Raw genomic sequence first — 23,098 nt, 5'->3', positions numbered from 1 at the left:
AAATGAGGTTCGGCTTTTCCCGCCGCCTTGTCGGCGAGCGCCGGCGTCGATTTCGAGCATGCTGCCTCGTCCCAAAAATCCGGCCTGCGCAGGGCAACTTTCAAAGGCGCGTGTCAGGGGCGGCGGCGCAAACCGATCACATCATCGACGGTATGGCGAGCGCGATCGCCGGGAAGGCGATCAGCAGGGCGATGCGGACGATGTCCATGGCGACGAAGGGGAGGAGGCCGGAGAAGATGGTCCTGAGGCTGACATCGCGCACCACCGTGTTGAGCACGAAGGCGTTCATGCCGACCGGAGGCGTGATGTAGCTCACTTCCGTGATGACGACGACGAAGATACCGAACCAGATCAGGTCGAAGCCCTGTGCCGCCACGATCGGGTAGAAGATCGGCACGGTCAGCGTGATCATCGAAAGCCCTTCCAGCACGCAACCGAGCAGGAGATAGACGATCAGGATGGCGATGATGGTGGCGTAAGGCCCGTCGCCGAACATGGAAAGCGCCGATTGGATATCGGCCGTCATGCCCGACAGGTTGACATAATTGGTGAAGGTCAGCGCGCCGAACAGGATGAAGAACATCATCGCCGTGGTCTTGGCGGTGGAATAGAGAATGTCGCCGAGGTCCGAGAGTTTCAGCCGGCCGGAGAGCAGCGCGAGCAGGAAGGCGCCGAAGGCGCCCATGCCGGCGCTTTCCGTCGGCGTGAAGATGCCGATATAGATGCCGCCCATGACGAAGACAAAAAGCAGGAGCGCGCCCGCCGTGCCCTTCAGCGCCAGAAACCGCTGCTTCAGCGGGAGTTTCGGCTCCGCCGGTAGGTCCTGCTTTGAAAGGCGCACCGAGATCATCACCGCGATCGCGTAGCCCAAAATGCCGAGGAGGCCGGGCAGAATGCCGGCCATGAACAGCTTGCCGATATTCTGCTGCGTCATGATGCCGTAGAATACCAGAATGACCGAGGGCGGGATCAGGATGCCGAGCGTGCCGCCGGCGGCAATCGAGGCGGTGGCGAGGCTGTCGGGATAGCCGAAGCGGCGCATGGAGGGCAGGGCGATCTTCGACATGGTGGCAGCCGTAGCAAGCGACGAGCCGCAGACGGAGGAGAACCCGCCGCAGGCCGCAACCGTCGCCAGCGCCAGCCCGCCCTTTCTGTGTCTCAGCCAGGCATGGGCGCTGTCATAGAGCTCGCGGGCAATGCCGGACTGGACGACGAAATTGCCCATCAGCAGGAAAAGGGGCATCACCGTCAGCGTGTAGGAGCGGCCATTGTCGAAGAAGGTGGCGCCGAGCAGCGCGAATGAGGGCTTCAGCCCGATGATCGATGCAGTGCCGATAATGCCGACAAGCGTCAGCGAAAAGGCGATCGGCATGCCGACGAGGAGCAGCGCGATCAGCACCGCAATTCCGATGGGCCACTCGATCATTTCATTCTCTTGAATAGCGCGGCAAGCGCCAGCACAAGCGTGATGAGCGCCGAGATGCCGGCAAAGACCGCGCAGAACCAGACGACGGGGGCGACGGGAAGGCGCAGCGAATTGGTGACGAGATTATAGCCGCCGACCTGCGCGCCATAGGCATAAAGCCGCCAGGCGATGATACCGAGGACGCCGGAAGAGACGAGGCCGGTGACGAACAGGCGTGCCCGCTCGCTCCAGCGTGGCAGCGATTTGGTGACCAGATCGACCGTGACATGGCCGCCGTCAAGACAGACGGCCGGCAGGCCGAGATAGACGAGGGAAACCAGCAGCAGTTCGGAGAGTTCCGCGGCGCCCCTGATCGGGGCATTAAGGACATAGCGGCCGATCACATCGATGACGGTGAGGCCCATCAACGCCATCAGCAGCGCGCCGGCGGTTATGCTCAGAACAATGCGAAGGCCGCGAGCCAGAGGGCTCGCGGCGCCCGCGCGTTCGGAAACAAGGTCTGCGTCGCTCATTCAGCCTGCAATGCTTCGATATTTTCCTTCATCATCGCAACGGCCTTGTCGGAGGGAATGCCGGCGGCATCGACCTCGGCAAGCTTGGCTTCGACCACGGGCGCGACCTTCTGGCTGATCTCGTCAACCTGTTCGGGCGTTGCGTCGTGGAAGGTCACCTTGCCCTGCATGGCCTCGAAGCCGGCCGCATCAGCCGCGTCCCAGGCCTTGCCCGCAAGCCGCGCCAGCGCTTCGCCGGAGACGCTGTTGATCGCGGCCTGGTCTTCGGGCGAGAGCCCTTCCCAGGTGTCCTTGTTCATCACCACGAAGAAGGAGGTGTTGTAGAGCCCGCCGGGGATCACCATTGCCTGGTCGACCAGATCCGTCAGCCCGAAGAAGTTGACGGATTCGTAAGGGAAGGTGATGCCGTCGGCGACGCCCTGCGACAGCAGCTCGTAGGTCTGCGAGGAGGGGCCCTCGACCGGAACGCCGCCGAGCGCGCTCACCAGTTCGTGGACAATGCCGCCGCCGACGCGGATCTTCGCGCCGTCGATCGTCGAAAGCTCGGAAAGGTCTCCGCCCTTCATGAACACCTGGCCGGGGCCGTGGGTGAAGACAGCGAGCACATGCACGTCGTCATATTCGCCGGCTTCCTTCAGCAGGCTGTCCCAGGTGCGCCAGTAGGCGACCGAGGTCTCCTCCGCCGTATCGCCCCAGAACGGGATTTCGGCGAGGTTCGTGGTGCGGAACCGACCGGGATTATAGCCCTGCACGCCGAAGGTGATATCGGCGACGCCGTTGACGGCGAGATCGTACTGGGCTGGCGGCGGTCCGAGCGGCGCCGGCAGAATGCTGGCCGTCACCCGTCCGTCGGTCGCCTCGGAGATCGAGGCCGCGAAAGGCGCGATCACATCGGCCACCAGCGGGTGCGACGGCGGCAGCCAGTTGGCGACCGTCAGCGTCTCGGCGCTTGCCGCCTGGCCTATGAACAGCGCGCCCGCGAGCACGCTTGCCGATCTCAGCATGATCTTCATCTTTCCCCACTCATGGTTTTTAAAGGACTTTGCGGTCGCGAAGAAGCTGGACCAGGCCGGCTTCGATTGTCAATCGGGAAAGCGCGGTCGATGGCCTTCAGGCCTGCGCTTTGGCGCATGGCAGGAGAGGTTTTGCAACAGCGTGCGCCGCCGGTGTGGCGAAAGGCGGCGTCGGGCCTGTCGTAACCCGTGCAACAGTTTCCGGAAATCCGTCGAAAATGCTGGGGCGGCATTTGCTGCAACGTTACAGATTTTCGGTCAGATTAGGGGTGTTCAAGTCAAAAAAGAGCGACATGGCATCGAAGTCACGTCATGTCACATGCGCTTGAGGTTTTGGCATAAAGGTAAATATCAGACGTTTAAAGCGCTTTGGGATACCATTTTATGCGATTAATCGCGATCTCCGGCTTTTGGTGTCCTGTTTTCTGTGCTAGGAAGTCTGCGCTGGAGGAACGAGGGCTGTCCGATCTGAAACGATACGGTAAGCCTGCACCAAGGATGGGATTTCAAAAATGAAATACGGTTTTTTCGACGACGCCGCGCGCGAATATGTGATCACACGCCCTGATACGCCCTATCCGTGGATCAACTATATCGGCTGCGAGGGCTATTTCGGCATCCTGTCGGGCACCGCCGGCGGCTACTCCTACTACCGCGATGCGCGCCTGCGCCGCCTCACCCGCGGCCGCTACAACAATGTGCCGTATGACAATGGCGGCCGTTACGTCTATGTCCGCGACAATGAGGATGGCGATTTCTGGTCGCCGACCTGGATGCCGACTCAGTCGGAGGTCGAGGATTTTACCTGCCGCCACGGCATGGGCTATTCGACGATCGGTTCGAAGCGCAACGGCATCCGCGTGTCGAACCGCTATTTCGTGCCCCTTGGCGAGACGCTGGAAATCTGGCAGCTGACCGTCACCAATGAGCGTCTCGTGCCCGCCGATATCTCGCTGTTTTCCTCGGTCGAATTCTGCCTGTGGGATGCGCTGGATGACCAGAGCAATTTCCAGCGTAACCTGTCGACCGGTCAGGTCGAGGTCGAAGACGAGGTCATCTACCACAAAACCGAATATCGCGAGCGCCGCAATCATTTCGCCTATTTCGCCTGCTCGGAGAAACTCGCCGGTTACGATACCGCCCGCGAGGAATTCCTCGGCCCCTGGCGCGGCTGGGACAAGCCTGTTGCCGTTGCCGAAGGCAAGTCGCGCAATTCGGTTGCCCATGGCTGGTCGCCGATGGGCTCGCACCATGTGAAGATGACGCTTCAGCCCGGCGAAACCCGACAGGTGGTTTTCGTCCTTGGCTATCACGAAAACGACAAGGACGAAAAGTTCGACCCGCCCGGTTCGCAGACGATCAACAAGAAGACGGTGAAGCCCGTCATCGACAAGTATCTCGACGTCGAAAACGTGGAGGCGGCCTTTGCGGCGCTTGCAAAACACTGGGACGATCTGCTCGGCGTCTATCAGGCCGAAACGCCCGATATCCATACCGATCGCATGGTCAATATCTGGAACGCCTATCAGTGCATGGCGACGTTCAACATGTCACGCTCGGCGTCTTCCTTCGAAAGCGGCATCGGCCGGGGCCTCGGCTTCCGCGATTCCAACCAGGACCTGCTCGGCTTCGTCCATATGGTGCCGGCGCGTGCGCGCGAACGCATTCTCGATATCGCCGCAACACAGTTGTCCTCCGGCGGCGCCTATCACCAGTACCAGCCGCTGACGAAGAAGGGCAATAACGACATTGGCGGCGACTTCAACGACGATCCGCACTGGCTGATCATCGGCGTTGCCGCTTATCTGAAGGAAACCGGCGATTTCTCGATCCTTGAAGAGCCCGTCGTGTTCGACAACAAGCCCGGCACGGAAGAGCCGCTTTATGTGCACCTTCAGCGCTCCATGCAATATGCGCTCGACCGCATCGGCCCGCACGGCCTGCCGCTCATAGGCCGCGCCGACTGGAACGATTGCCTCAACCTCAACTGCTTCTCCGACACGCCCGGCGAGAGCTTCCAGACCACGACCAGCAAGGATGGCAAGGTTGCCGAAAGCGTGTTCATTGCCGGCCTGATGGTGCTCTCGGCGAAGGAACTGTCCGATATCGCGAAGGAAACCGGCAAGGCCGAGGACGCCGACTTCTATGCAAAGGTGTCGAAGGACATGGACGCGACGATCCGCGAACATGGCTGGGACGGCGAGTGGTTCATCCGCGCCTATGACGATTTCGGCCGACCGATCGGCTCCAAAGAAAACGTGGAAGGCAAGATCTATATCGAAAGCCAGGGCTTCTGCACGCTCGCCGGCGTCGGCGTGGAAGATGGCAAGGCCCGCAAGGCGCTCGATTCGGTGGCGAAACATCTGGCGACGCCGCATGGCATCGTCGTGCTGCAGCCGGCCTATACCAAATATTATATCGAGTATGGCGAGATCTCGACCTATCCGCCGGGCTACAAGGAAAATGCCGGCATCTTCTGCCACAACAATCCCTGGGTGGTGATCGGAGAGACCGTACTTGGCAATGGCGATGCGGCGTTTGACTATTACACCCGCATCAATCCGTCGGCGCGCGAGGGCATTTCCGATACGCACCGGCTGGAGCCCTATGTCTATGCCCAGATGATCGCCGGCCGCGATGCGACCCGCCACGGCGAGGCCAAGAACTCCTGGCTGACGGGGACGGCGGCCTGGAACTATTATGCCGCGACCCAGTTCATTCTCGGCATCCGTCCGGAATATGAGGGCCTGCGCGTCGCGCCTGTGATCCCGGAACGGTGGACCGGCTTTTCAGTAAAGCGCACCTGGCGCGGCGTCACCTACGACATCGCCGTCATCCGCAAGGGCCCCGGCAATGACGTGGCGCTGACCGTCGACGGCAATGCGATCGAGGGCAATCTGATCGCCCCGCCGGCTGCGGGCGTTACCGGCGTAAAGGTCGAGGCCGTGATCGGCTGACAGGAATACGAGGGGCCGGCATCGGCGCGCGGCCCCGCGTTATGATGCGCGCGCCTTGTGCGTCGCATTCATTTCGCCCGCATTCCGGTTCGTCCGGTGTGCGGGCTTTTTGGTCTTGCGCTCATCCCCCTGCCTGTTCTGCGGGGTCGGTCAGAAGGCCCGTCGCAAGGGTGGAGAAGGCCTCGATCGCCTTGGGAAGCGCTTGGTCCGGCGCATCGCTGGCGGCAATCCAGGCGGCTGCGTTGAGTGCGGCGCCGGCCAGAAGTCGTGCTGCGGCTTCGGCATCAACGGGTTTTACGATGCCGTCGGCGATCAGGTTTTCGAGGGCGTTTCGGGTCTCTTCGAGGCAGGCGTTCTGGCTTGGCCACTGCGACGGGTCGCCGAGGAAGGCGGGGCCGTCCAGCAACACGATCCGTTGCACCTCGGGCTCAAGCGCCATTTCGATATAGGCGATGCCCTCCGTCAGCATCGCCTCCCACGGGGTGTCGGCAGCAATCGCCCTTTTTCGCGCCTGATCCGCCATCTCGCTGTCGATCTGGTGGACCACAGCGGCGAGCAGACCGCGCTTGTCGCCGAAATTATGATAGAGCGCGCCGCGCGTCAGCCCGGCCTCTGCGGTCAGTTCATCCATTGAGGCTGCGGCATAGCCCTTTTCGGCAAATGCCTTGCGGGCCGCCGCGATCAACCTTGCCCTGTTGGCCTCCATCTTCTCGGCACGAATCCCGGCCATCGAATACTCCGATCTTTGCATACGCTCCGTATGTGAATTGACATACGGAGTGTATGCGACTATTTCACATACATTACGTATATCACTTTGTTGTCGCGCGGCGAGAGCCAAATACCGTCCGCTCGAGCCATGCGTTCAAACAGAAGGAGTTCCTCCATGCCCAAACGTCACGCCATCTATCCCGGGGATCAGGGCCGTCATGCCCTTTACGATGCCCACGGCTATTCCCCGGCCGTCCGCTCAGGCGACATGCTCTATGTTTCCGGCCAGGTGGGCAGCCGCGCCGATGGGTCACCCGAGCCGGACTTTGCCGCGCAGGTGCGCCTTGCCTTTTCCAACCTTGAGAATGTGCTGAAGGCCGCCGGCTGCGATTTCGACGATATCGTTGATGTCACCAGCTTTCACACTGACCCGGAAAACCAGCTGGAAACGGTGCTTGCGGCCAAGAACGAGCGCTTTCCCGCGCCGCCCTTTCCCACCTGGACGGCGCTCGGCGTGACCTGGCTGGCCGGTTTCGATTTCGAGATCAAGGTCGTCGCGCGCATACCGACCGCTGACTGAGCGACCCGTTCGGTCCCCGACGGAACACAAAAAAGCCGCCCCGAGGGGCGGCTTTTTTCATAAGGTCTGCAAGAAACCGATCAGGCTTCCTTCGGCGTCAGAACCTGGCGGCCGCGATACATGCCGGTTTTCAGATCGATATGGTGCGGGCGACGCAGTTCGCCGGAATTCTTGTCCTCGACATAGGTCGGGTTCTTCAGAGCGTCTGCAGCACGGCGCATACCGCGCTTGGACGGGGTCGTTTTTCTTTTCGGTACAGCCATTGGACTACTCCAGTTTCGGCAAGGCTCGGTCACCGGCGGGGTTAACCACCGCGATTTCAGCCTCGAAATTCATGAAATTTGGCGCGCTTATACAGGTCTTGCGCCCGTTTGACCAGTCCCTGCGGCATTTTTTTGACTCATGCGGCAGGAAGCCTATTTCTCATACTTCGTCCTCGGGAACAACCCAGCTTTCGGCCAGCGCGCCATCGCGCCAGCGCTGGAAGGCGGGCAGGCTCTTCACCGCGTTCATATAGGCAAGCGTCGGCGTCGAATCGGCGAGCTCGTAGATCTCGAAGCGGTTGACGACCGGCGCATACATGGCGTCGGCGGCGGTGAAATGGCCGAACAGGAAGGGCCCGCCGGACGTCTCCAGCGCGTCGCGCCACATGGTCTCGATCCGCGCGACGTCGGCCTTTACGGCGTCATTGACGGCAAGCGGAGCCGGTTTGCGGCCGAAATTCATCGGGCAGGCGCCGCGCAGCGCGCGGAAGCCCGCATGCATCTCGGCTGAAAGCGCGCGGGCGGCAGCACGTTCGATCCGGTCTTCAGGCCACAGTTGGGCCTCCGGATAGAGTTCGGCGACATATTCGATGATGGCAAGCGATTCCCATATCCTCGCCTTGCCGTGATGCAAAACCGGTACCATGCCGACGGGCGAAAGCTCCCGGAAGCGCGGATTCCCGGCGGCAAAATCGAACGGAATCAGCACCTCCTTGAACGGAATGCCCGAGGCCTCCATGGCTAGCCATGGCCTCAGCGACCAGGATGAATAGCGCTTGTTGCCGATATAGAGCGTCAGATCGCGCATGGGGCGTCCTTTCCGATAGCCATTCCGCGGGCGGGAGTTAACCGCAAATGCCGGCGATGCGCCAATGGAATTATCGGATATCAGTCATAAAGACAGCTGATATAGGCGCCGGATCGCGCGGCCAGCCGTTCCACCCGGTCGGCAAGCCTGTTCATATGGGCGCTCGGGGCTGCGGCCTGCCGGCCTGTCGGGTTCGGCAGCGAAACGGCGAGAAGCGCTGCCTGGCGGCGCGAGAGGGCGGAGGCGGGCACGCCGAACTGCTCGCGCGCGGCCGCCTCGATGCCGAAGGTCTCCGGTCCCCACTGGGCGATGTTGAGATAGATCTCCATCATCCGCTCCTTCGACCAGAAGGCGTCGGCGGCAACGGCCAGCGGCAGTTCCAGGACCTTGCGCATATAGGAGCGGCCGTTCCAGAGGAACAGGTTCTTCACCGTCTGCATGGGAATGGTGCTGGCGCCGCGCGTCTTCTCGCCGGAAAGCGCATCCTCGATCACGGCCTTGTATTCACGCCAATCGACGCCGTAGTGATTGCAGAACTGCCCGTCCTCCGACATCAGCACGGATTGCACCAGAACCGGGGCGATGTCATCGAAGGCGACCCATTGCCGGTCATAGCCGGTCAGTGCCCGCGTCATCATCAGCGTCGACACCGGATGGACGAAGGCCGGACGGTAAAGCGGCAGGAACAGATAGGGCAGCAGCAGCAGGACGGCAAGTGCGAGCAGGGTGATGCGAAACCAACGGCGGAAAAGACCCCTTCGCGGTGCCTTGGCCTCGTCCAAGTCCGGCGTCTCGCCCATATATCAACCAACCCTCATGAATGCCCGTCTCTCCATAGCGCGAAAACGGCTTGCTTGAAAAGAAGGCTGCGGTCGGATCATTGCGGCTTGAACGGCGCCGGGCGGCGTGCCAAGACAAGCCCATGACCGCACACTTGTTCACCGACCGTCTTGAAGATGCCCGTACCCGCGTCGAAGCCTGCCTCGAAGGGCTTCTCGGCTCCGATCCGCTTGAGGGCGAGACCGCGCGACCGCCGACGCTGGTGGCGGCGATCCGCCACGGCGTGCTCAATGGCGGCAAGCGCTTCCGCCCGTTTCTGGTGATCGAAAGCACGCGGCTCTTTGATGGTCCGGAGCAGGCCGCGCTCAGGGTCGGCGCGGCGCTGGAATGCATCCATTGCTATTCGCTGATCCATGACGATCTGCCGGCCATGGATGACGACGATCTTCGGCGCGGTCGGCCGACCGTGCACAAGGCCTATGACGAGGCAAGCGCGATCCTCGCCGGCGACAGCCTGTTGACGCTCGCCTTCGATATCATCGCCGATGATGAGACCGCGCTTTCCCCCGAGGCCCGGCTGAGGCTCATCGCCGCCCTTTCCCGTGCGGCCGGCATCGGCGGCATGGCCGGCGGTCAGGCGCTGGATCTCGCGGCGGAGAAATCACCGCCCGACGAGGATGGCATCATCACGCTGCAGGCGATGAAGACCGGCGCGTTGATCCGCTTCGGCGCGGAAGCGGGCGCGTTGATCGCCGGCGCGGGCGAGGACGAGCGCAGGAGGCTTCACCGCTATGGCGCGGTGATCGGCCTCGCCTTCCAGCTTGCCGATGATCTGCTTGACCTGACGGCGGACGCCGAGACCATGGGCAAGGCGACCGGCAAGGATGCCGGGCGCGGCAAGGGTACGCTGGTGGCGCTTCACGGGCCGGAATGGGCGGAAAGGCGGCTTGGTGAACTTGTGGCAGAAGCCGAGAGCCTGCTCTCGCCCTTCGGCGCGAAGGCCGAGACGCTGGTGGAGGCGGCTCATTTCGTCGCCAGACGGAAGAACTGAGCATGACTACACCCGTCGCCATCATCCGCAACGGCCACCGCACGGCCCTGAAGTGGCATCGCGGCCGGCGCTTTCCTCACGACACCGCATTTTCGCGCGCACGCATCGCCGAGGGCCTGAAGGCCGGCGCCAGCAGCGAGATCGACCTGCTACTGACCGCCGACGGCGCGCTCGCGGTGCTGCATGATGAATTGCTGGAACAGTCGACGACCGGGGTCGGGCCGGTCGCAAAGGCTAGCGCCGATCAGGTCCGCGCCGCCTGCCTTCTTGACCCGGACGGGCGCGATACCGGTGAAAGCGTGATGCTGTTCGAAGACCTGGCGCGGCTGGTGCGCGAGGCCGGGGCGGATGAGGCGGCGGTCCTGCAGCTCGATCTCAAGGAAAGTCTTTCCGCCTTTTCGCCGGACAGCATTGCCCGCTTTGCCGAAACCGCCCGCCCGGTTGCACGCCACATGATCCTGTCGGGCGGCGATGCGGCTGCGGTGAAGCGCCTTTCCGATGCCGTTCCCGGCCTTGCCACCGGTTATGATCCTTGCCTTGACGGGGCGATGGAGCAGGTGATGGCAAACGGGCGCTATGCCGAGTTCGTCGCCGAAGCGCTTCAGACCGCGCCTGACGCGCGGATGTTCTATCTGCACTACGAACTGGTTCTTGCGGCGGCGGACGCCGGTTTCGACATGATCGCAGCTTTTCACGCCGCCGGAAAGACGGTCGATGCCTGGACCATCACGGGCAGCGACGCGGTAAGCCTTGCCCTGGCCGAACGGCTTCTGGCGCTGAAGGCCGACCAGATCACCACCGATGATGCCGATGGGCTTTTTGCTGCACTCAAATGAAGGGTCAGCAGCCGATCTGGCTGCGGATGCGCCTGACTTCGGCAAGTGACCGGCAAACATTCTCGCACGGGATGACGTCGTTGTCGCCGTCGGCGCGGCGATAGCCGTTGCACCATTGCCTGACAGCCTCTGCGCAGCTTGATGCCTGACTGCAAGACCATCCGGCCGCCTGAGTGATCGTCGGCAGAATTGCGGGCGTCATCGGCACTGGCGTTCCTGAAGCCACGGTGGCTGGCGTGGCGGCAAAGGCCAAAACAACGAAAATGAGAAGGTTGTGTAGACCTTTCATGGCGTTGGGCCTCAATCCCGCCCAGGCAGCACCCGGTTCGGCGGGCGGTGGCCGTCGAAGAAGGTGCGGATGTTGATGATCACCTTGTCGCCCATGTCGATCCGGCTTTCGAGCGTGGCCGAACCCATATGCGGCAGGAGCACGGCCTTGCCCTTCCTTGCCAGGTCGAGAAGGCGCGGATTGACGTCCGGTTCGTTCTCGAACACGTCCAGTCCGGCGCCGGCGATCCGGTCTTCCTCAAGGCATTTGATCAACGCCTCCTCGTCGATCACGTCGCCGCGCGCGGTGTTGACGATATAGGCCTCCGGCCGCATGAGCTGCAGGCGGCGGGCCGAGATCAGGTGATAGGTGGCGGGCGTCGACGGGCAGTTGACCGAGACGATATCGACGCGGGCGAGCATCTGGTCGAGACTGTCCCAATAGGTTGCCTCGAGCTCCGCTTCCGTTTCCGGGCTGATGCGGCCGCGATTGTGATAGTTCACCGAGAGGCCAAAGGCCTTGGCGCGCCGACCGACCGCCGTGCCGATGCGGCCCATGCCGACAATGCCGATGCGCTTTCCCCAGATGCGCCGCCCCAGCATCCAGGTGGGGCTCCAGCCCTGCCATTCGCTCGGCTCGGCTTGCGAGAGAAAGCGCGCGCCTTCCGCCAGCCGGCGCGGCACGGCGAGCACCAGCGCCATGGTCATGTCGGCGGTGTCCTCGGTCAGCACGTTCGGCGTGTTGGTGACGGTGATGCCCTTCCTGGCCGCCGCATTGACGTCGACATTGTCGACGCCGTTGGAAAAGCTCGCGATCAGCTTCAGCCGGGGGCCTGCCTTCTCGATCAGGTCCTTGTCGATCCGGTCCGTCAGCGTCGGCACCAGGACGTCGGCCCGGGCCATGGCATCGGCCAGCTCGTCGCGCGAAAGCGGCCGGTCGTCGCGGTTCAGCGTGACCGAGAACAGTTCCTGCATGCGCGCCTCCACGGGCGCGGGCAGTTTCCGCGTGACAAAGACATCGGGTTTCTTCGGGTGGGTCATCGTTTACAGCTCATTAAACATGTCCGGCGATAATGCACATATTGCAGGCTTTTTTCCACCTGAAGCGGAGGGCAGGGGGCCGAAATCGGCGTTGCGGCCCGAAGGCCGCCGTCCGGGTGGCCGATCAAGGCCGTGCAAAGCCCTTGGAAAGGGCGGAATTTCAAGGGAATGCCATGCGTCGCATCGTCAGTCTGGTTCTCAGTTTGCTTGTCGTCCTCGCCGTCGTCATGCCGGTTTCTCCGGTCCAGGCGCAAAGCGAACGGCGCGGAGCCTCCGGCGCGCCCCTGCCACGCTTTGCCATCATCAAGCCGGATCGCGCCCGCATGCGCGTCGGCCCCGGCTTCAACTACGCCACCAAATGGATCTACAAGCGCCCCGGCCTGCCGGTGGAGATCATCGAGGAATATGCCGTCTGGCGCCAGGTGCGCGATGCCGACGGCACGGAGGGCTGGATGCATGTCTCGGTGCTGTCATCCGTGCGCAACGCCATGGTCGCCCCCTGGCTGCGCGGCAACAGCGCCGAGGAAACCTATCTCGACGTCAAGGCCAGCGGCAATGATTCCGCCCGTGATGTTGCGAGGCTTGAACCGGGCGTGATCGTCCACCTTTCCGAATGCGACGGCACCTGGTGCGAGCTGGAGGTCAAGGGCGTTTCCGGCTACATGCACCAGAACGATCTCTGGGGCGTCTATCCCAACGAAGTGTTCCGATAGGCCGCCGTTTCAGGCGCTTTCAGGCCTGGTCGTCAGCACCATGTAATTGACGTCGGTGTCCTTCGAGCGGTTCCAGCTATCGGTCAGTACGCTGTAGAACACGCCCTGGCGTTCGATAATGTCCATGCCGGCGGCTTTCAGCGGCTTTTCGACTTCTTCCGGGCGCACCAGCTTTTCATACTGATGGGTGCCGGGCGGCAGCCAGCGCAACACGCGTTCTGCGGCGAAGATCGCCAACGCCCCGGCTTTGAGCGTGCGATTGATGGTGGCGACGAACATCATGCCGCCGGGGCGAACAAGCGAGGCGCAGGTGGTCAGGAAGAAATCCACATCGGAGACATGCTCCACCACTTCCATGTTGAGGACGATATCGAAGGTTTCGCCGGCCTCCGCCAGGGCTTCCGCCGTTGTCGCTCGGTAGTCGATCTCCAGCCCGGATTCGGCGGCATGGGTGGAGGCGATGCCGATATTCTTCTCCGCCGGGTCGATGCCGGTGACGCTTGCGCCCATGCGTGTCAGCGGTTCGGCCAGCAGCCCGCCGCCGCAACCGACATCGAGGATGCGAAGGCCGGCGAGCGGCCGCGCCGATTTCTCATCCCGGGCGAAATGGGCGCAAGCCTTTTCGCGAATATAGGAGATGCGCACCGGATTGAACTTGTGCAGCGGCTTGAACTTTCCGGTCGGGTCCCACCACTCGGCCGCCATTTTCGAGAACCACTCGACCTGGCTGTCGTCGATCGTCGTCTTTTCGGCGTTGCTCATTGGCCTCATCTCCGGCGTGGCGGCGGCATTCAGGGCCGCCCATTCATGTTTTGCTGCGCATGCAAGCCCGGATGGTACTCCGCTCTCAAATCGCCTGTCGCTGCCATCCGCTTATAGAAGCGGGCGGGGTCAGCGGCAAGCAAGTCCGGCGCTTTCTGCACTCTTCCTCCGGGCGCAAAGCCCGTATTCTTGAGATGTAAGGCGGATTCCCGCAGTTCCAAGCCCGCGCCGGCGTTTCGGGCAAACGCGAAAACGGCCCGGCGACGCCGGGCCGTTGACGAGGTCTGGCTTGGATGGCGAGCGATCAGGCGCGGATGACGCCGCCGGTCGCCTTTTCGACATTGGCGACGATCTTCTTCGTCAGCGCCTCGAAATCCTCATCCGTCAGCGTGCGATCGCTCGGCTGGATCGACACTTCGATCGCAACCGATTTCTTGCCCTCGCCAAGGGACGCGCCGGCGAACACGTCGAACACGGTGACGCCGGTGATCAGCCTGCGGTCGGCGCCGGCCGCAGCCCGCTCGATCGCCGCCGCCTCGACATCGCGGTCGACGACGAAGGCGAAGTCGCGGGTGACCGCCTGGAAGGGCGAAAGCGTCAGCGCCGGCTTGGTGCGGGTCGGCTTCTTCTTCGGCTCCGGCATGGCATCGACAAAAATCTCGAAACCGGCAAGCCTGCCGGAGACATCGAGCGCTTCCAGGACCTTGGGATGGAACTCGCCGAAATGGCCGAGCACGATCTTCGGCCCCATCTTTATGGTGCCGGAACGGCCGGGGTGGTACCAGTCCGGCCCGCCGGCCACGATCTGGACATTGCTCATCGGCACGCCGCAGGCCTCGATCACGGCCAGCGCATCGGCCTTGGCATCGAAGACGCCGACCGCGCGACCGGCGCCGGTCTCCCCGTTCGACCACATCCGGCCGGCGCCCGAAAGCGTTGCCGTGCCGCGCCGCACGCCGCCCGCCACCCGGCGCTGGCCTTCAGGCCTGTCGTTCTCATAGGTCGCGGCGACCTCGAACAGGGCAACATCGCCGTGGCCGATGGCCGCATTGCGCTTCGCTGCTGCCAGAAGGCCCGGCAGAAGAGAGGGGCGCATATCCGACATATCGGCGGCAATCGGGTTTGAAAGCTTCAGCGAAGGCGTGCCGCCGCCGAAGAGTCTTGCTTCGGCTTCGGGAATGAAGGACCAGGTGACGGCTTCCATCATGCCGCGCGCGGCCAGTTCCCGCCGCGCGTTGCGGGAGCGGATCTGCAGCGTCGTCAGGATCTTCTCATTGACTGCGCCGGCTGAGGGAAGCGCTTCCGGGCTGATCTTGTCGACGCCGAAAATGCGCATGACCTCTTCCACGAGATCGGCCTTGCCTTCGACATCGGGCCGCCAGGAGGGCACAGAAACGGAAACCGTCTCGCCGCTGCCGTTGACCCTGAAGCCAAGCCGGGTCAGGATATCGCGGCTCTCTTCCGGAGTGACGTCAAGGCCGGTCAGCCGCTTCGCCTCGGAGAAGGGGTAGTCGATCACCTTGGGCGTGTGGCCTTCATAGCCGGTGACGGTCTTTTCGCTCGCCGCTCCGCCGCAGATCTCCAGCACCAGTTCGGTGGTGCGTTCCAGCCCCGGCACCATATATTCCGGGTCGACGCCGCGCTCGAAACGATAGCGCGCATCGGTGATGATGCCGAGGGTGCGACCGGTGCGGGCAATGTTCATCGGGTCCCACAGCGCCGATTCGATCAGCACGTCGGTGGTGGTCTCGTCGCAGCCGGAATGCTCGCCGCCCATGATGCCGCCGATGGACTCGACGCCATTGTCGTCGGCGATGACGACATTGTCATGATTCAATTCATATTCGCGTTCATCAAGCGCCAGGATCTTCTCGCCGGCCTTCGCACGGCGCACCGTCAGCCCGCCCTTGACCTTGGCGGCGTCGAATACATGCATCGGCCGGCCCTGATCGAAGGTCATGTAATTGGTGATGTCGACCAGCGCATTGATCGGGCGAAGGCCGATCGCGAGCAGGCGCTGCTGCATCCATTTCGGGCTCGGGCCGTTCTTCACGCCGCGCACCAGACGCAGCGCAAAACCGGGGCAGAGATGCCTGTCCTCATCGGCGAAATCGAGCGTCAGCGAAACCGGCAGATCGCCCTCGACCTTGAAGGAGGGCGCGGGCCTTGTCTTCAGCGTGCCGAGGCCCGACGCTGCCAGGTCGCGGGCAATACCAAAAATGCTGGTGCAGTCCGGCCGGTTCGGCGTCAGATTGATCTCGATGACCGGGTCGTCCAGCCCGGCATAGGCGGCGAAGGACGCGCCCACCGGCGCATCCTCCGGCAGGTCGATAATGCCGTCGTGATTGTCCGACATGTCGAGCTCTTTCTCCGAGCACATCATGCCCTGGCTCTCGACGCCGCGGATCTTGCCGACCGACAGCGTCACATCGATGCCCGGCACATAGGTCCCCGGCAGCGCGAGCGCGCCAACAAGCCCGGTGCGCGCATTCGGCGCGCCGCAGACGATCTGAAGCGGCTTGCCGCCATTGATCGCCGGCCCGGCATCGACGGTCAGCACTCTCAGCCGATCCGCATCGGGATGCTGCTTCGCCTCGGTCACGCGGGCGATGGTGAACGGCCTGTAGGCCGCCTTGTCGTCGACCTCCTCGATCTCGAGCCCGATCGTCGTCAGCCGCTCGCAGATATCCTCAAGCGAGGCCTCGGTCTCCAGATGGTCCTTCAACCAGGACAGTGTGAATTTCATGATTTAGTATCCAATCGCCAAATTCTAAAACCGCACGGGAAGACAACGGACTAAGTCATCTTCCGAGAGTTTGGTGCTTTCATATCCATCGGAGCGCATTGCCTTAACAAGAACAGCGAAGCGCTTTTCGCATAAGTTCGCGTCATATGGCCTGCTTTCGTGAGCGGCCAAAAAATCCGTCGTCGCTGATATCACCTCATCTGAGGCAACCAGAAACAATTCTGCCCAATTCTTTTTGTGAGAGGTAACCGCTTCGATCGCATTTTGAGTTTCTCCGACCGCCACAATACCAAAAAGAAATTCGCGATAGGCCACTCGGCGCAACTCTATCAGAGCGTGGCGCCTGTCGACACGACGCTGAATTACGTAAGTGACCGCAGCTCCGACGATGGTGACTAGCGCGACGGCGATAGGAAGCCATTCCAGGCTCATGCCACTTCCCTCGGCTCAACCGCGTTCGGATATTTCCAGCCGCTCAGCATCCCGCGAACCGAAAGATCTTCATCGACATCCGGCCAGTGAACGCCATCCAGCATCAGCTCGACATTGTTCCGCTCGGCCGGGCTTGCCGCCAGAAGACGAGGATACCACCAGAGCGGCGTCACCACTTCGCGATCATCGGCAAGGCGCACATGCACATGCGCCGGGTCACACCAGGCAGCAACCGGTCGCTCATGTTCAGGATATGGATCCGAAGAAGTCATCCCATGCCTCCAGAAACTCAACCTTGTGTTCTTCAACCACAGACAGAATACGCTTCACATCGACGGTATTGAAGCCTTTGCATTCCGCCATCTCGCCGGAATGGAGCCAGACCTTGGCCTTGCCGCCCTGACCGGACGCATGGATATGCGGCGGCTCGCCCATGTCCGAACCATAGAAATGGAAACGTATCCCATATTTCTTCAGAACGGTCGGCATCCCTTCCTCACGACGTTGCCTCGCATCCGTATTCACCCAGCGTCTCCACCAGCCGGAACCGCTCGCAGATCAGTTCCATTTCCGGCTCGAATCCGCCATTGCGGGCGAAATAGGCCTCGTGGCCCTCGCTCCAGTAGGCAAGCGACAGGTCGCCCTCGCCCTCGTCGCGGGCGAAATCCTCGTCGACCTCGTTAAACCGGCGGATGCTGACCTCGGTCGTCTCGATGACGGCGGCGGGCTTGCCGGCGCCGTCGAGCACCACATCGCGACGGCCGACTTCCGGCATCGGCTCTCCTGCCTCGGTCACGTCCCGAAGCGCGCCACAGGTAGCCGTCTTCTTGCCGGCGAGCACCAGCGCCAGAAGCTCGTCCTTCAGCGCCGGCGTATCGCCGAACGCGAACTGGACCGCGTCCCTGTAGCGTTCCGGAAGCCCGGTCATGACGACAATCCTCCGAACAGCGTCGGGATATCGAGCGGGCGGAAGCCATAATGGCTTGTCCAGCGCTCGTCGGCGGCGAAGAAGTCGCGGAGATCCGGCATGCCGTATTTCAGCATGGCAATGCGATCCAGCCCCATGCCCCAGGCAAAGCCCTGGTAGACGTCGGGGTCAAGGCCGCAATGGCGCAGCACGTTCGGGTGCACCATGCCGCAGCCGAGGATTTCCATCCAGTCCGTGCCGGTTCCGAACTTCACCTGCTCGCCGGAACGGTCGCACTGGATGTCGACCTCGAAGGAGGGCTCGGTGAAGGGGAAGAAGGACGGGCGGAAACGCATCGTCACGCTGTCGACCTCGAAGAACGCCTTGCAGAATTCCTCCACCGTCCAGCGCAGATGGCCGACATGGGTTGTCTTGTCGATCACCAGCCCCTCGAGCTGATGGAACATCGGCGAATGGGTGGCGTCGCTGTCCTGCCGGTAGGTCTTGCCGGGCGCGACGATGCGGATCGGCGGCTCCTGGCTTTCCATCGTGCGGATCTGCACCGGCGAGGTGTGGGTTCTGAGCACCTTGCGCTTGCCCTCCTCATCCGGATTGAAGAAGAAGGTGTCGTGCATCTCGCGGGCCGGGTGACCTTCCGGGAAGTTCAGAGCCGTGAAGTTGTAGTAGTCCGTCTCGATCTCCGGCCCTTCGGCAATCGAAAAGCCCATGTCGCCGAAAATGGCGGAAATTTCATCGATCACCTGGCTGACCGGGTGGATGCGGCCGGAAAGCGATGGCGAGGGGCGCACCGGCAGGGTCACGTCCACCGTTTCGGCGGCAAGCCGCGCGGCAATCGCCGCATCCTTCAATTCCGCCTTGCGGGCGGCAATCGCCTCGCCGATTTCGTTGCGCATGGCATTGATGGCCGCGCCGCGCGTCTTGCGCTCTTCGGGATCCATCTTGCCGAGCGTTTTCAAAAGCTCGGAGACCGTACCCTTCTTGCCGATCGCGCCGACGCGCACGGCCTCGATCGCCGCCTCGTCCCCGGCGCCGGCAATCTCGGCCATCAGCTTCTGTTTCAGAACATCAAGATCGGACATCTTCATCTCTTCCTTGCCGGAGCATTTTGCCGCTCCCCAACCGGTCGGATACAGGCATTATATGATTTCAAAATGAAAAACCCGCACTGGTCCTGCCAGCGCGGGTTTCCCAAAAGGTAAAATTTCAAAAAGAGCTTGGGAAGCGCTGGCTTATGCAACCGCGCTTTCAAACTCGTTGGCCGTGCCCTCTTTCTTGAGGTACTCGAGGCCCTTCTTCGCAGCGGCAACCAGGCTTGCAAATGCTTCCGGCTCATGGATCGCCATGTCGGACAGGACCTTGCGGTCAACTTCGATGCCGGCCTTGTTCAGGCCGTCGATGAAGCGGCCATAGGTCAGGCCATGTTCACGCACGGCGGCGTTGATGCGCTGGACCCACAGAGCGCGGAAATTGCGCTTGTTGACCTTGCGGTCGCGGTAGGCGTACTGCTTCGACTTGTCGACAGCAGCCTTGGCCGTGCGGATGGTGTTCTTGCGGCGGCCGTAGAAGCCCTTGGCCTGCTTGATGACTTTCTTGTGCTTTGCGTGTGCAGTCACGCCACGTTTTACGCGAGCCATATCGGTTCTCCTTGAAATCTATCGGAATGCGTTGGGATAAAGTGCGGGCGTTACTTGCCGTAGGGCATGAACTGCTTGACGATCTTGGCGTCCTGATCGGACAGGACCATCGTGCCGCGCGCATCACGGATAAATTTGTTGGAACGCTTGATCATGCCGTGCTGCTTGCCTGCAGCCGCGACCTTGACCTTGCCGCTCGCGGTCAGCTTGAAACGCTTCTTGACCGACGATTTCGTCTTCATCTTGGGCATTTTGCTACTCCGTTGTTGTTGATTGGGGCTGCCGGGCGACGAACCCGGGCCACATTGCATTTTCGAGCAGACACGGCATGCCCTGCCGGCCTGCTCCATGGCGGTCCGCCGAAAGGCGATCCGTCAGGACGGCGCGCTTATACGCGGTTTGTCTGAAAAGCGCAACCGGTTGTCTTGCCACACACGCAATTCGCCGCCTCGGCCAGTTTTCCTGACCGGACGGCGCGTCAGAAGCGTGCCCGAAGGCTTATTTCGGTGCAAGCACCATCAGCATCTGGCGGCCTTCGAGCTTCGGCTCGGCTTCCACCTTGGCGATTTCGGCGGTGTCTTCCTTGACCTGGGACAGAAGCTTCATGCCCAGTTCCTGGTGCGCCATCTCGCGACCGCGGAAACGGAGCGTCACCTTCACCTTGTCGCCTTCCTCGAAGAACTTGTTCATCGCCTTCATCTTCACCTGATAGTCATGGGTGTCGATGTTGGGGCGCATCTTGATCTCTTTGACTTCGACGACTTTCTGCTTCTTGCGGGCCTCGGCGGCGCGCTTCTGGTTCGCGTATTTCAGCTTGCCGAGGTCAAGAATCTTGCAAACGGGCGGCGTCGAGTTGGGGGCGATCTCGACGAGATCAAGCCCGGCTTCCTCAGCCATTCTCAACGCATCTTCAGTCAGTACGACGCCCTGGTTCTCCCCTTCTGCATCGATCAGCTGCACTTCGCGGATGCGAATGTCGCGATTGGCGCGGGGACCTTCCTTGGTCGGGGGAGCGGCTCTGTGGGGTCTGCGAATGGTCGTGATCTCCTCAATGATTGAAAATCGGGTTCTGAAGCGCCAAGTCCATAGCCTGAGGCACTTATCGGACACAAATGGTTGTTAAGCCCGTCCAATGTCAATAACACAGCCCAAAAAGAAAATCACCTCTTGATCGCGAGATCGGCGCGATCGCGGGCTTTTGGAGCGAAACCGGCGGAGACTATCATGCAGCAGGATGTTGCGCTGACCTATATCGAAATCGATCACGGCGAGGGGCCGCTGAAGATCGCCATGCGCCTGCGTCAGGGATCAGGCGACGCGCCGGCGCTGGTCTGGTTCTCCGGCTACGGCTCCGACATGCTCGGCACCAAGGCCGAGGCGCTTGACACCTATGCCGGCAAAAAAGACCTTGCCATGATCCGCTTCGACTATACGGGCCACGGCGAAAGCGAGGGCGCGTTCAAGGACGGCACGATCTCGCGCTGGCTTGCAGACGCGCTCAGGGCCATCGAGCGGGCTGCTCCTGAGCGGATCATCATCATCGGCTCGTCCATGGGCGGCTGGCTGGCGCTCAGGGCGGTGCAGGAACTGAAGAAGCAGGCCGGCGGACCGAAGGTCGAGGGCCTGCTACTGCTTGCCCCCGCGCCGGATTTCACCAGCGAACTGATCGAGCCGGACCTGAATGACGCCGAATGCAAGGCGTTGGCCGAACAGGGCTATTTCGAGGAGGCCTCACCCTACGGTCCCGAGCCCACAATCTTTACCGCGAAGCTGCTTGACGACGGTCGGCGCAACCGCGTGCTGAACGGCATTATCGAGACGGGATGTCCGGTTCATATTATCCAGGGCAAGCAGGACGCGGACGTTCCCTATGCGCATGCGCTGAAGCTGATGTCGCATCTGCCGGCCGACGACGTGGTGCTCACCCTGGTGCAGGACGGCGACCACCGCCTGTCGCGGCCGGAGGATATCGAGCGCATGCTGAAGGCCGTCGGCGATCTCGTTTCCGGAGCCAGCGGAAGTTAACCATTCCTTAAGATCCTGCCGCCGGCACAGCCGTGACTGATTGACTCCGTCCGCCTTATCTCCTTAACTCTTTGTTAAGAATTCAACAGGCGGATGGGTATAGCGTGCCTCGTTTCAATCAACTGGCATATATGGTTTTCGGTGCGATCGCGGCCATGTTCTCGGCCGGTCTGTTTGCGCCGGCGCTTTCCGCCGGAATGCCCGCCATGCCGATTGGCGGCATCACATCCCAGCCCATCGGCCATTTCGAGTTCTGCCAGCAGCACCGTCGCGATTGCGAGCCCGAGGCCGGGCTCTCCGGCCCGGCCCGGTTAACCTCGTTCGGCTGGCGTTCGGTTGAGGAGATCAATCTCGCCGTCAACGCCGAGGTCGAGCCAATGACGGACGAGGAGCTTTACGGCCGCGAGGAAGTCTGGGCCTATCCGAAGAGCGGCGCGGGCGATTGCGAGGACTTTGTCCTGGAAAAGCGCCGTCGGCTGATGAAGGCCGGCTTCTCGGCCTCCGATCTTCTGATCACCGTTGTGCGCAAGCCCAATGGCGAGGGCCATGCCGTGCTGACGCTGCGCTCCAGCAAGGGCGATTTCATTCTCGACAATCTGAGCGACGAAATCCTGCCCTGGGCCGAAACGCCCTATACCTTCCTGAAGCGCCAGGCCTCCTTCGATGCCGGCCGCTGGGTCAAGGTCGAAACCGGCACGGACCTGCCCGTCGCTTCGCTGCGGTGAACAGCCTGAGGCGTGCGGAGCGCCCGGTCGAAAGATAACAAGCAAGGTGCGGCACTTCGGGTGATCCTTTCCTCCCGAAAATGCTGCAACAAGGAACCGGAGCAGGCCGGAAGAGCCTGAAAGGGAGGCTCGGACGGTTTTCATGCATATCCCACCGAAGGCATCGATCGTCGTTCTGACCGGGGCGGGCATTTCCGCCGAGAGCGGCCTTGCCACCTTTCGCGACAATGGCGGCCTCTGGGCCGATCACGATATCCGCGATGTCGCCACGCCCGAGGGTTTTCACCGCAATCCGGACCTCGTCTTCGATTTCTACAACATGCGTCGTCGCGAGGCGGCAAAGGCCAGCCCGAACGCGGCCCACAACGCGCTGGCGAAGCTGGAAAACGCCTGGGATGGCCCGTTCCTGCTGATTACCCAGAATGTCGACAATCTGCACGAGAAGGCCGGCTCGAAGAATGTGCTGCACATGCACGGCAAGCTGAATTCGGCGCTCTGTTCCGAGTGCGGCAGCCACCAGCAATGGGACGGCGATCTTGATGACGGCGAGGTCTGTTCCAGCTGCGCGCGGGCCGCCCTCCGGCCCGACATCGTCTGGTTCGGCGAGATGCCCTATGACATGGAGCGGATCGAAGCGGCGCTCGGCGGGGCCGAGCTATTTGTGTCGATCGGCACGTCCGGCACGGTCTATCCGGCCGCGGGCTTCGTCATGGAGGCAGCCGGCAATGGCGCCCGGACCGTCGAGGTCAATCTTCAGGCGACCGGCAATCCCCTGTTCGAGGATTGCTACGAGGGGCCGGCCGCGACCACGGTTCCGGCCTTTGTGGAAGCCCTGCTGGCGGGCCGGTAACGTGCTTACGCGACCCTGCGACGAAGGGTCATTTGACC

General features: G+C 62.2%; 26 protein-coding genes. 8 read left to right on the top strand and 18 right to left on the bottom strand.

The window, feature by feature from the left end; translation table 11 throughout:
* Positions 1-136: 136 nt before the first annotated feature.
* From JET14_RS19235 to JET14_RS19225, 3 genes are read right to left on the bottom strand one after another with little or no spacing between them, the layout of a single operon-like run.
* Positions 137-1,426, bottom strand: coding sequence for a TRAP transporter large permease (locus JET14_RS19235; RefSeq protein WP_200335679.1), 1,290 nt, complete (start codon positions 1,424-1,426; stop codon positions 137-139).
* Positions 1,423-1,938, bottom strand: a complete 516-nt coding sequence (locus JET14_RS19230; RefSeq protein ID WP_200335677.1) for a TRAP transporter small permease — start codon at positions 1,936-1,938, stop codon at positions 1,423-1,425. The genes JET14_RS19235 and JET14_RS19230 overlap by 4 nt, the downstream gene beginning before the upstream one ends.
* Complete coding sequence (locus tag JET14_RS19225) at positions 1,935-2,942, bottom strand: TRAP transporter substrate-binding protein (RefSeq protein WP_246750381.1); 1,008 nt, start codon at positions 2,940-2,942, stop codon at positions 1,935-1,937. Before JET14_RS19225 ends, JET14_RS19230 begins: the two co-directional genes overlap by 4 nt.
* A gap of 521 nt (positions 2,943-3,463) precedes the next feature.
* Here JET14_RS19225 and JET14_RS19220 point away from each other — a divergent pair.
* Positions 3,464-5,908, top strand: a complete 2,445-nt coding sequence (locus JET14_RS19220) for a GH36-type glycosyl hydrolase domain-containing protein (RefSeq protein ID WP_200335673.1) — start codon at positions 3,464-3,466, stop codon at positions 5,906-5,908.
* Positions 5,909-6,029: 121 nt separating this feature from the next.
* Here the strand turns inward: JET14_RS19220 and JET14_RS19215 are convergent, their stop codons facing one another.
* Positions 6,030-6,638: a TetR/AcrR family transcriptional regulator gene (locus JET14_RS19215; protein ID WP_200335672.1), complete on the bottom strand. Its 609-nt coding sequence runs from the start codon at positions 6,636-6,638 to the stop codon at positions 6,030-6,032.
* A 156-nt stretch (positions 6,639-6,794) separates the two neighbouring features.
* Here JET14_RS19215 and JET14_RS19210 point away from each other — a divergent pair, with 156 nt between their 5' ends.
* A complete protein-coding gene (locus JET14_RS19210; RefSeq protein ID WP_200335671.1) occupies positions 6,795-7,199 on the top strand; it encodes a RidA family protein in 405 nt (134 codons plus the stop codon).
* An 80-nt stretch (positions 7,200-7,279) separates the two neighbouring features.
* On the opposite strand, the gene rpmF is transcribed toward JET14_RS19210, so the two are convergent.
* The 3 genes from rpmF to JET14_RS19195 all read right to left on the bottom strand — a co-directional run bounded on the left by rpmF (position 7,280) and on the right by JET14_RS19195 (position 9,070).
* Entirely contained in the window at positions 7,280-7,462 is a 183-nt protein-coding gene (gene rpmF, locus JET14_RS19205) for a 50S ribosomal protein L32 (RefSeq protein ID WP_024709968.1), read from the bottom strand.
* Positions 7,463-7,622: 160 nt separating this feature from the next.
* Positions 7,623-8,270, bottom strand: coding sequence for a glutathione S-transferase family protein (locus tag JET14_RS19200; RefSeq protein WP_200335670.1), 648 nt, complete (start codon positions 8,268-8,270; stop codon positions 7,623-7,625).
* 80 nt (positions 8,271-8,350) lie between these two features.
* Complete coding sequence (locus JET14_RS19195; RefSeq protein ID WP_200335669.1) at positions 8,351-9,070, bottom strand: biosynthetic peptidoglycan transglycosylase; 720 nt, start codon at positions 9,068-9,070, stop codon at positions 8,351-8,353.
* Positions 9,071-9,192: 122 nt separating this feature from the next.
* Here JET14_RS19195 and JET14_RS19190 point away from each other — a divergent pair, with 122 nt between their 5' ends.
* Together JET14_RS19190 and JET14_RS19185 are read left to right on the top strand one after the other, a co-directional pair.
* The gene (locus JET14_RS19190) at positions 9,193-10,101 is read left to right on the top strand and encodes a polyprenyl synthetase family protein (protein WP_200335668.1); all 909 of its coding nucleotides are present in this window, start codon (positions 9,193-9,195) and stop codon (positions 10,099-10,101) included.
* Positions 10,102-10,103: 2 nt separating this feature from the next.
* A complete protein-coding gene (locus JET14_RS19185; RefSeq protein WP_200335666.1) occupies positions 10,104-10,937 on the top strand; it encodes a glycerophosphodiester phosphodiesterase in 834 nt (277 codons plus the stop codon).
* 300 nt (positions 10,938-11,237) lie between these two features.
* Here JET14_RS19185 and JET14_RS19180 read toward each other — a convergent pair whose 3' ends face one another.
* Positions 11,238-12,245 carry a 2-hydroxyacid dehydrogenase gene (locus JET14_RS19180; protein WP_200335664.1) on the bottom strand — a complete coding sequence of 336 codons (1,008 nt, stop codon included), beginning with the start codon at positions 12,243-12,245 and terminating at the stop codon, positions 11,238-11,240.
* Positions 12,246-12,418: 173 nt separating this feature from the next.
* Here JET14_RS19180 and JET14_RS19175 point away from each other — a divergent pair, with 173 nt between their 5' ends.
* Positions 12,419-12,958, top strand: a complete 540-nt coding sequence (locus JET14_RS19175; protein ID WP_200335662.1) for an SH3 domain-containing protein — start codon at positions 12,419-12,421, stop codon at positions 12,956-12,958.
* A 9-nt stretch (positions 12,959-12,967) separates the two neighbouring features.
* Here the strand turns inward: JET14_RS19175 and ubiG are convergent, their stop codons facing one another.
* The 10 genes from ubiG to infC form a co-directional block, all read right to left on the bottom strand.
* Positions 12,968-13,720 (bottom strand): bifunctional 2-polyprenyl-6-hydroxyphenol methylase/3-demethylubiquinol 3-O-methyltransferase UbiG, encoded by a 753-nt coding sequence (gene ubiG, locus JET14_RS19170; RefSeq protein ID WP_200335661.1) that lies wholly within the window; start codon positions 13,718-13,720, stop codon positions 12,968-12,970.
* Between the two features lie 304 nt (positions 13,721-14,024).
* Positions 14,025-16,466 (bottom strand): phenylalanine--tRNA ligase subunit beta, encoded by a 2,442-nt coding sequence (pheT, locus tag JET14_RS19165; RefSeq protein WP_200335660.1) that lies wholly within the window; start codon positions 16,464-16,466, stop codon positions 14,025-14,027.
* 24 nt (positions 16,467-16,490) lie between these two features.
* Positions 16,491-16,898 carry a hypothetical protein gene (locus JET14_RS19160; RefSeq protein ID WP_200335659.1) on the bottom strand — a complete coding sequence of 136 codons (408 nt, stop codon included), beginning with the start codon at positions 16,896-16,898 and terminating at the stop codon, positions 16,491-16,493.
* On the bottom strand, positions 16,895-17,170 hold the full coding sequence (locus JET14_RS19155; protein ID WP_200335658.1) for a DUF2442 domain-containing protein: 276 nt from the start codon (positions 17,168-17,170) through the stop codon (positions 16,895-16,897). Before JET14_RS19155 ends, JET14_RS19160 begins: the two co-directional genes overlap by 4 nt.
* A complete protein-coding gene (locus JET14_RS19150; RefSeq protein WP_200335657.1) occupies positions 17,145-17,387 on the bottom strand; it encodes a DUF4160 domain-containing protein in 243 nt (80 codons plus the stop codon). The genes JET14_RS19155 and JET14_RS19150 overlap by 26 nt, the downstream gene beginning before the upstream one ends.
* 7 nt (positions 17,388-17,394) lie before the next feature.
* Entirely contained in the window at positions 17,395-17,826 is a 432-nt protein-coding gene (locus tag JET14_RS19145) for an ASCH domain-containing protein (protein WP_200335656.1), read from the bottom strand.
* Positions 17,823-18,905 carry a phenylalanine--tRNA ligase subunit alpha gene (gene pheS, locus JET14_RS19140; protein WP_200335655.1) on the bottom strand — a complete coding sequence of 361 codons (1,083 nt, stop codon included), beginning with the start codon at positions 18,903-18,905 and terminating at the stop codon, positions 17,823-17,825. The genes JET14_RS19145 and pheS overlap by 4 nt, the downstream gene beginning before the upstream one ends.
* A gap of 150 nt (positions 18,906-19,055) precedes the next feature.
* Positions 19,056-19,460, bottom strand: coding sequence for a 50S ribosomal protein L20 (gene rplT, locus JET14_RS19135; RefSeq protein WP_024709980.1), 405 nt, complete (start codon positions 19,458-19,460; stop codon positions 19,056-19,058).
* 50 nt (positions 19,461-19,510) lie between these two features.
* On the bottom strand, positions 19,511-19,711 hold the full coding sequence (rpmI, locus tag JET14_RS19130) for a 50S ribosomal protein L35 (protein WP_024709981.1): 201 nt from the start codon (positions 19,709-19,711) through the stop codon (positions 19,511-19,513).
* Positions 19,712-19,958: 247 nt separating this feature from the next.
* On the bottom strand, positions 19,959-20,495 hold the full coding sequence (infC, locus tag JET14_RS19125; RefSeq protein WP_036238379.1) for a translation initiation factor IF-3: 537 nt from the start codon (positions 20,493-20,495) through the stop codon (positions 19,959-19,961).
* A 189-nt stretch (positions 20,496-20,684) separates the two neighbouring features.
* Between infC and JET14_RS19120 the strand changes: the two genes are divergently transcribed.
* From JET14_RS19120 to JET14_RS19110, 3 genes are all read left to right on the top strand, one after another.
* On the top strand, positions 20,685-21,485 hold the full coding sequence (locus JET14_RS19120) for an alpha/beta hydrolase (protein ID WP_200335653.1): 801 nt from the start codon (positions 20,685-20,687) through the stop codon (positions 21,483-21,485).
* Between the two features lie 131 nt (positions 21,486-21,616).
* Complete coding sequence (locus JET14_RS19115) at positions 21,617-22,210, top strand: transglutaminase-like cysteine peptidase (protein WP_200338172.1); 594 nt, start codon at positions 21,617-21,619, stop codon at positions 22,208-22,210.
* A gap of 142 nt (positions 22,211-22,352) precedes the next feature.
* Positions 22,353-23,060 carry an NAD-dependent deacylase gene (locus tag JET14_RS19110; RefSeq protein ID WP_200335651.1) on the top strand — a complete coding sequence of 236 codons (708 nt, stop codon included), beginning with the start codon at positions 22,353-22,355 and terminating at the stop codon, positions 23,058-23,060.
* The last annotated feature ends 38 nt before the right edge of the window (positions 23,061-23,098 follow it).

The sequence above is a fragment of the Martelella lutilitoris genome, from assembly GCF_016598595.1.
GTDB classification, from domain to species: Bacteria; Pseudomonadota; Alphaproteobacteria; order Rhizobiales; family Rhizobiaceae; genus Martelella; species Martelella lutilitoris_A.
The sequence above is the reverse complement of the archived record's forward strand: the minus strand, read 5'-3'. Positions and strand labels throughout refer to the sequence as shown.

Coding starts and splice junctions, on each gene's coding strand:
- JET14_RS19235 (WP_200335679.1), bottom strand. CDS start 1,426: ATGATCGAGTGGCCCATCGGAATTGCGGTGCTGATCGCGCTGCTCCTC.
- JET14_RS19230 (WP_200335677.1), bottom strand. CDS start 1,938: ATGAGCGACGCAGACCTTGTTTCCGAACGCGCGGGCGCCGCGAGCCCT.
- JET14_RS19225 (WP_246750381.1), bottom strand. CDS start 2,942: ATGCTGAGATCGGCAAGCGTGCTCGCGGGCGCGCTGTTCATAGGCCAG.
- JET14_RS19220 (WP_200335673.1), top strand. CDS start 3,464: ATGAAATACGGTTTTTTCGACGACGCCGCGCGCGAATATGTGATCACA.
- JET14_RS19215 (WP_200335672.1), bottom strand. CDS start 6,638: ATGGCCGGGATTCGTGCCGAGAAGATGGAGGCCAACAGGGCAAGGTTG.
- JET14_RS19210 (WP_200335671.1), top strand. CDS start 6,795: ATGCCCAAACGTCACGCCATCTATCCCGGGGATCAGGGCCGTCATGCC.
- rpmF (WP_024709968.1), bottom strand. CDS start 7,462: ATGGCTGTACCGAAAAGAAAAACGACCCCGTCCAAGCGCGGTATGCGC.
- JET14_RS19200 (WP_200335670.1), bottom strand. CDS start 8,270: ATGCGCGATCTGACGCTCTATATCGGCAACAAGCGCTATTCATCCTGG.
- JET14_RS19195 (WP_200335669.1), bottom strand. CDS start 9,070: ATGGGCGAGACGCCGGACTTGGACGAGGCCAAGGCACCGCGAAGGGGT.
- JET14_RS19190 (WP_200335668.1), top strand. CDS start 9,193: ATGACCGCACACTTGTTCACCGACCGTCTTGAAGATGCCCGTACCCGC.
- JET14_RS19185 (WP_200335666.1), top strand. CDS start 10,104: ATGACTACACCCGTCGCCATCATCCGCAACGGCCACCGCACGGCCCTG.
- JET14_RS19180 (WP_200335664.1), bottom strand. CDS start 12,245: ATGACCCACCCGAAGAAACCCGATGTCTTTGTCACGCGGAAACTGCCC.
- JET14_RS19175 (WP_200335662.1), top strand. CDS start 12,419: ATGCGTCGCATCGTCAGTCTGGTTCTCAGTTTGCTTGTCGTCCTCGCC.
- ubiG (WP_200335661.1), bottom strand. CDS start 13,720: ATGAGCAACGCCGAAAAGACGACGATCGACGACAGCCAGGTCGAGTGG.
- pheT (WP_200335660.1), bottom strand. CDS start 16,466: ATGAAATTCACACTGTCCTGGTTGAAGGACCATCTGGAGACCGAGGCC.
- JET14_RS19160 (WP_200335659.1), bottom strand. CDS start 16,898: ATGAGCCTGGAATGGCTTCCTATCGCCGTCGCGCTAGTCACCATCGTC.
- JET14_RS19155 (WP_200335658.1), bottom strand. CDS start 17,170: ATGACTTCTTCGGATCCATATCCTGAACATGAGCGACCGGTTGCTGCC.
- JET14_RS19150 (WP_200335657.1), bottom strand. CDS start 17,387: ATGCCGACCGTTCTGAAGAAATATGGGATACGTTTCCATTTCTATGGT.
- JET14_RS19145 (WP_200335656.1), bottom strand. CDS start 17,826: ATGACCGGGCTTCCGGAACGCTACAGGGACGCGGTCCAGTTCGCGTTC.
- pheS (WP_200335655.1), bottom strand. CDS start 18,905: ATGTCCGATCTTGATGTTCTGAAACAGAAGCTGATGGCCGAGATTGCC.
- rplT (WP_024709980.1), bottom strand. CDS start 19,460: ATGGCTCGCGTAAAACGTGGCGTGACTGCACACGCAAAGCACAAGAAA.
- rpmI (WP_024709981.1), bottom strand. CDS start 19,711: ATGCCCAAGATGAAGACGAAATCGTCGGTCAAGAAGCGTTTCAAGCTG.
- JET14_RS19120 (WP_200335653.1), top strand. CDS start 20,685: ATGCAGCAGGATGTTGCGCTGACCTATATCGAAATCGATCACGGCGAG.
- JET14_RS19115 (WP_200338172.1), top strand. CDS start 21,617: ATGGTTTTCGGTGCGATCGCGGCCATGTTCTCGGCCGGTCTGTTTGCG.
- JET14_RS19110 (WP_200335651.1), top strand. CDS start 22,353: ATGCATATCCCACCGAAGGCATCGATCGTCGTTCTGACCGGGGCGGGC.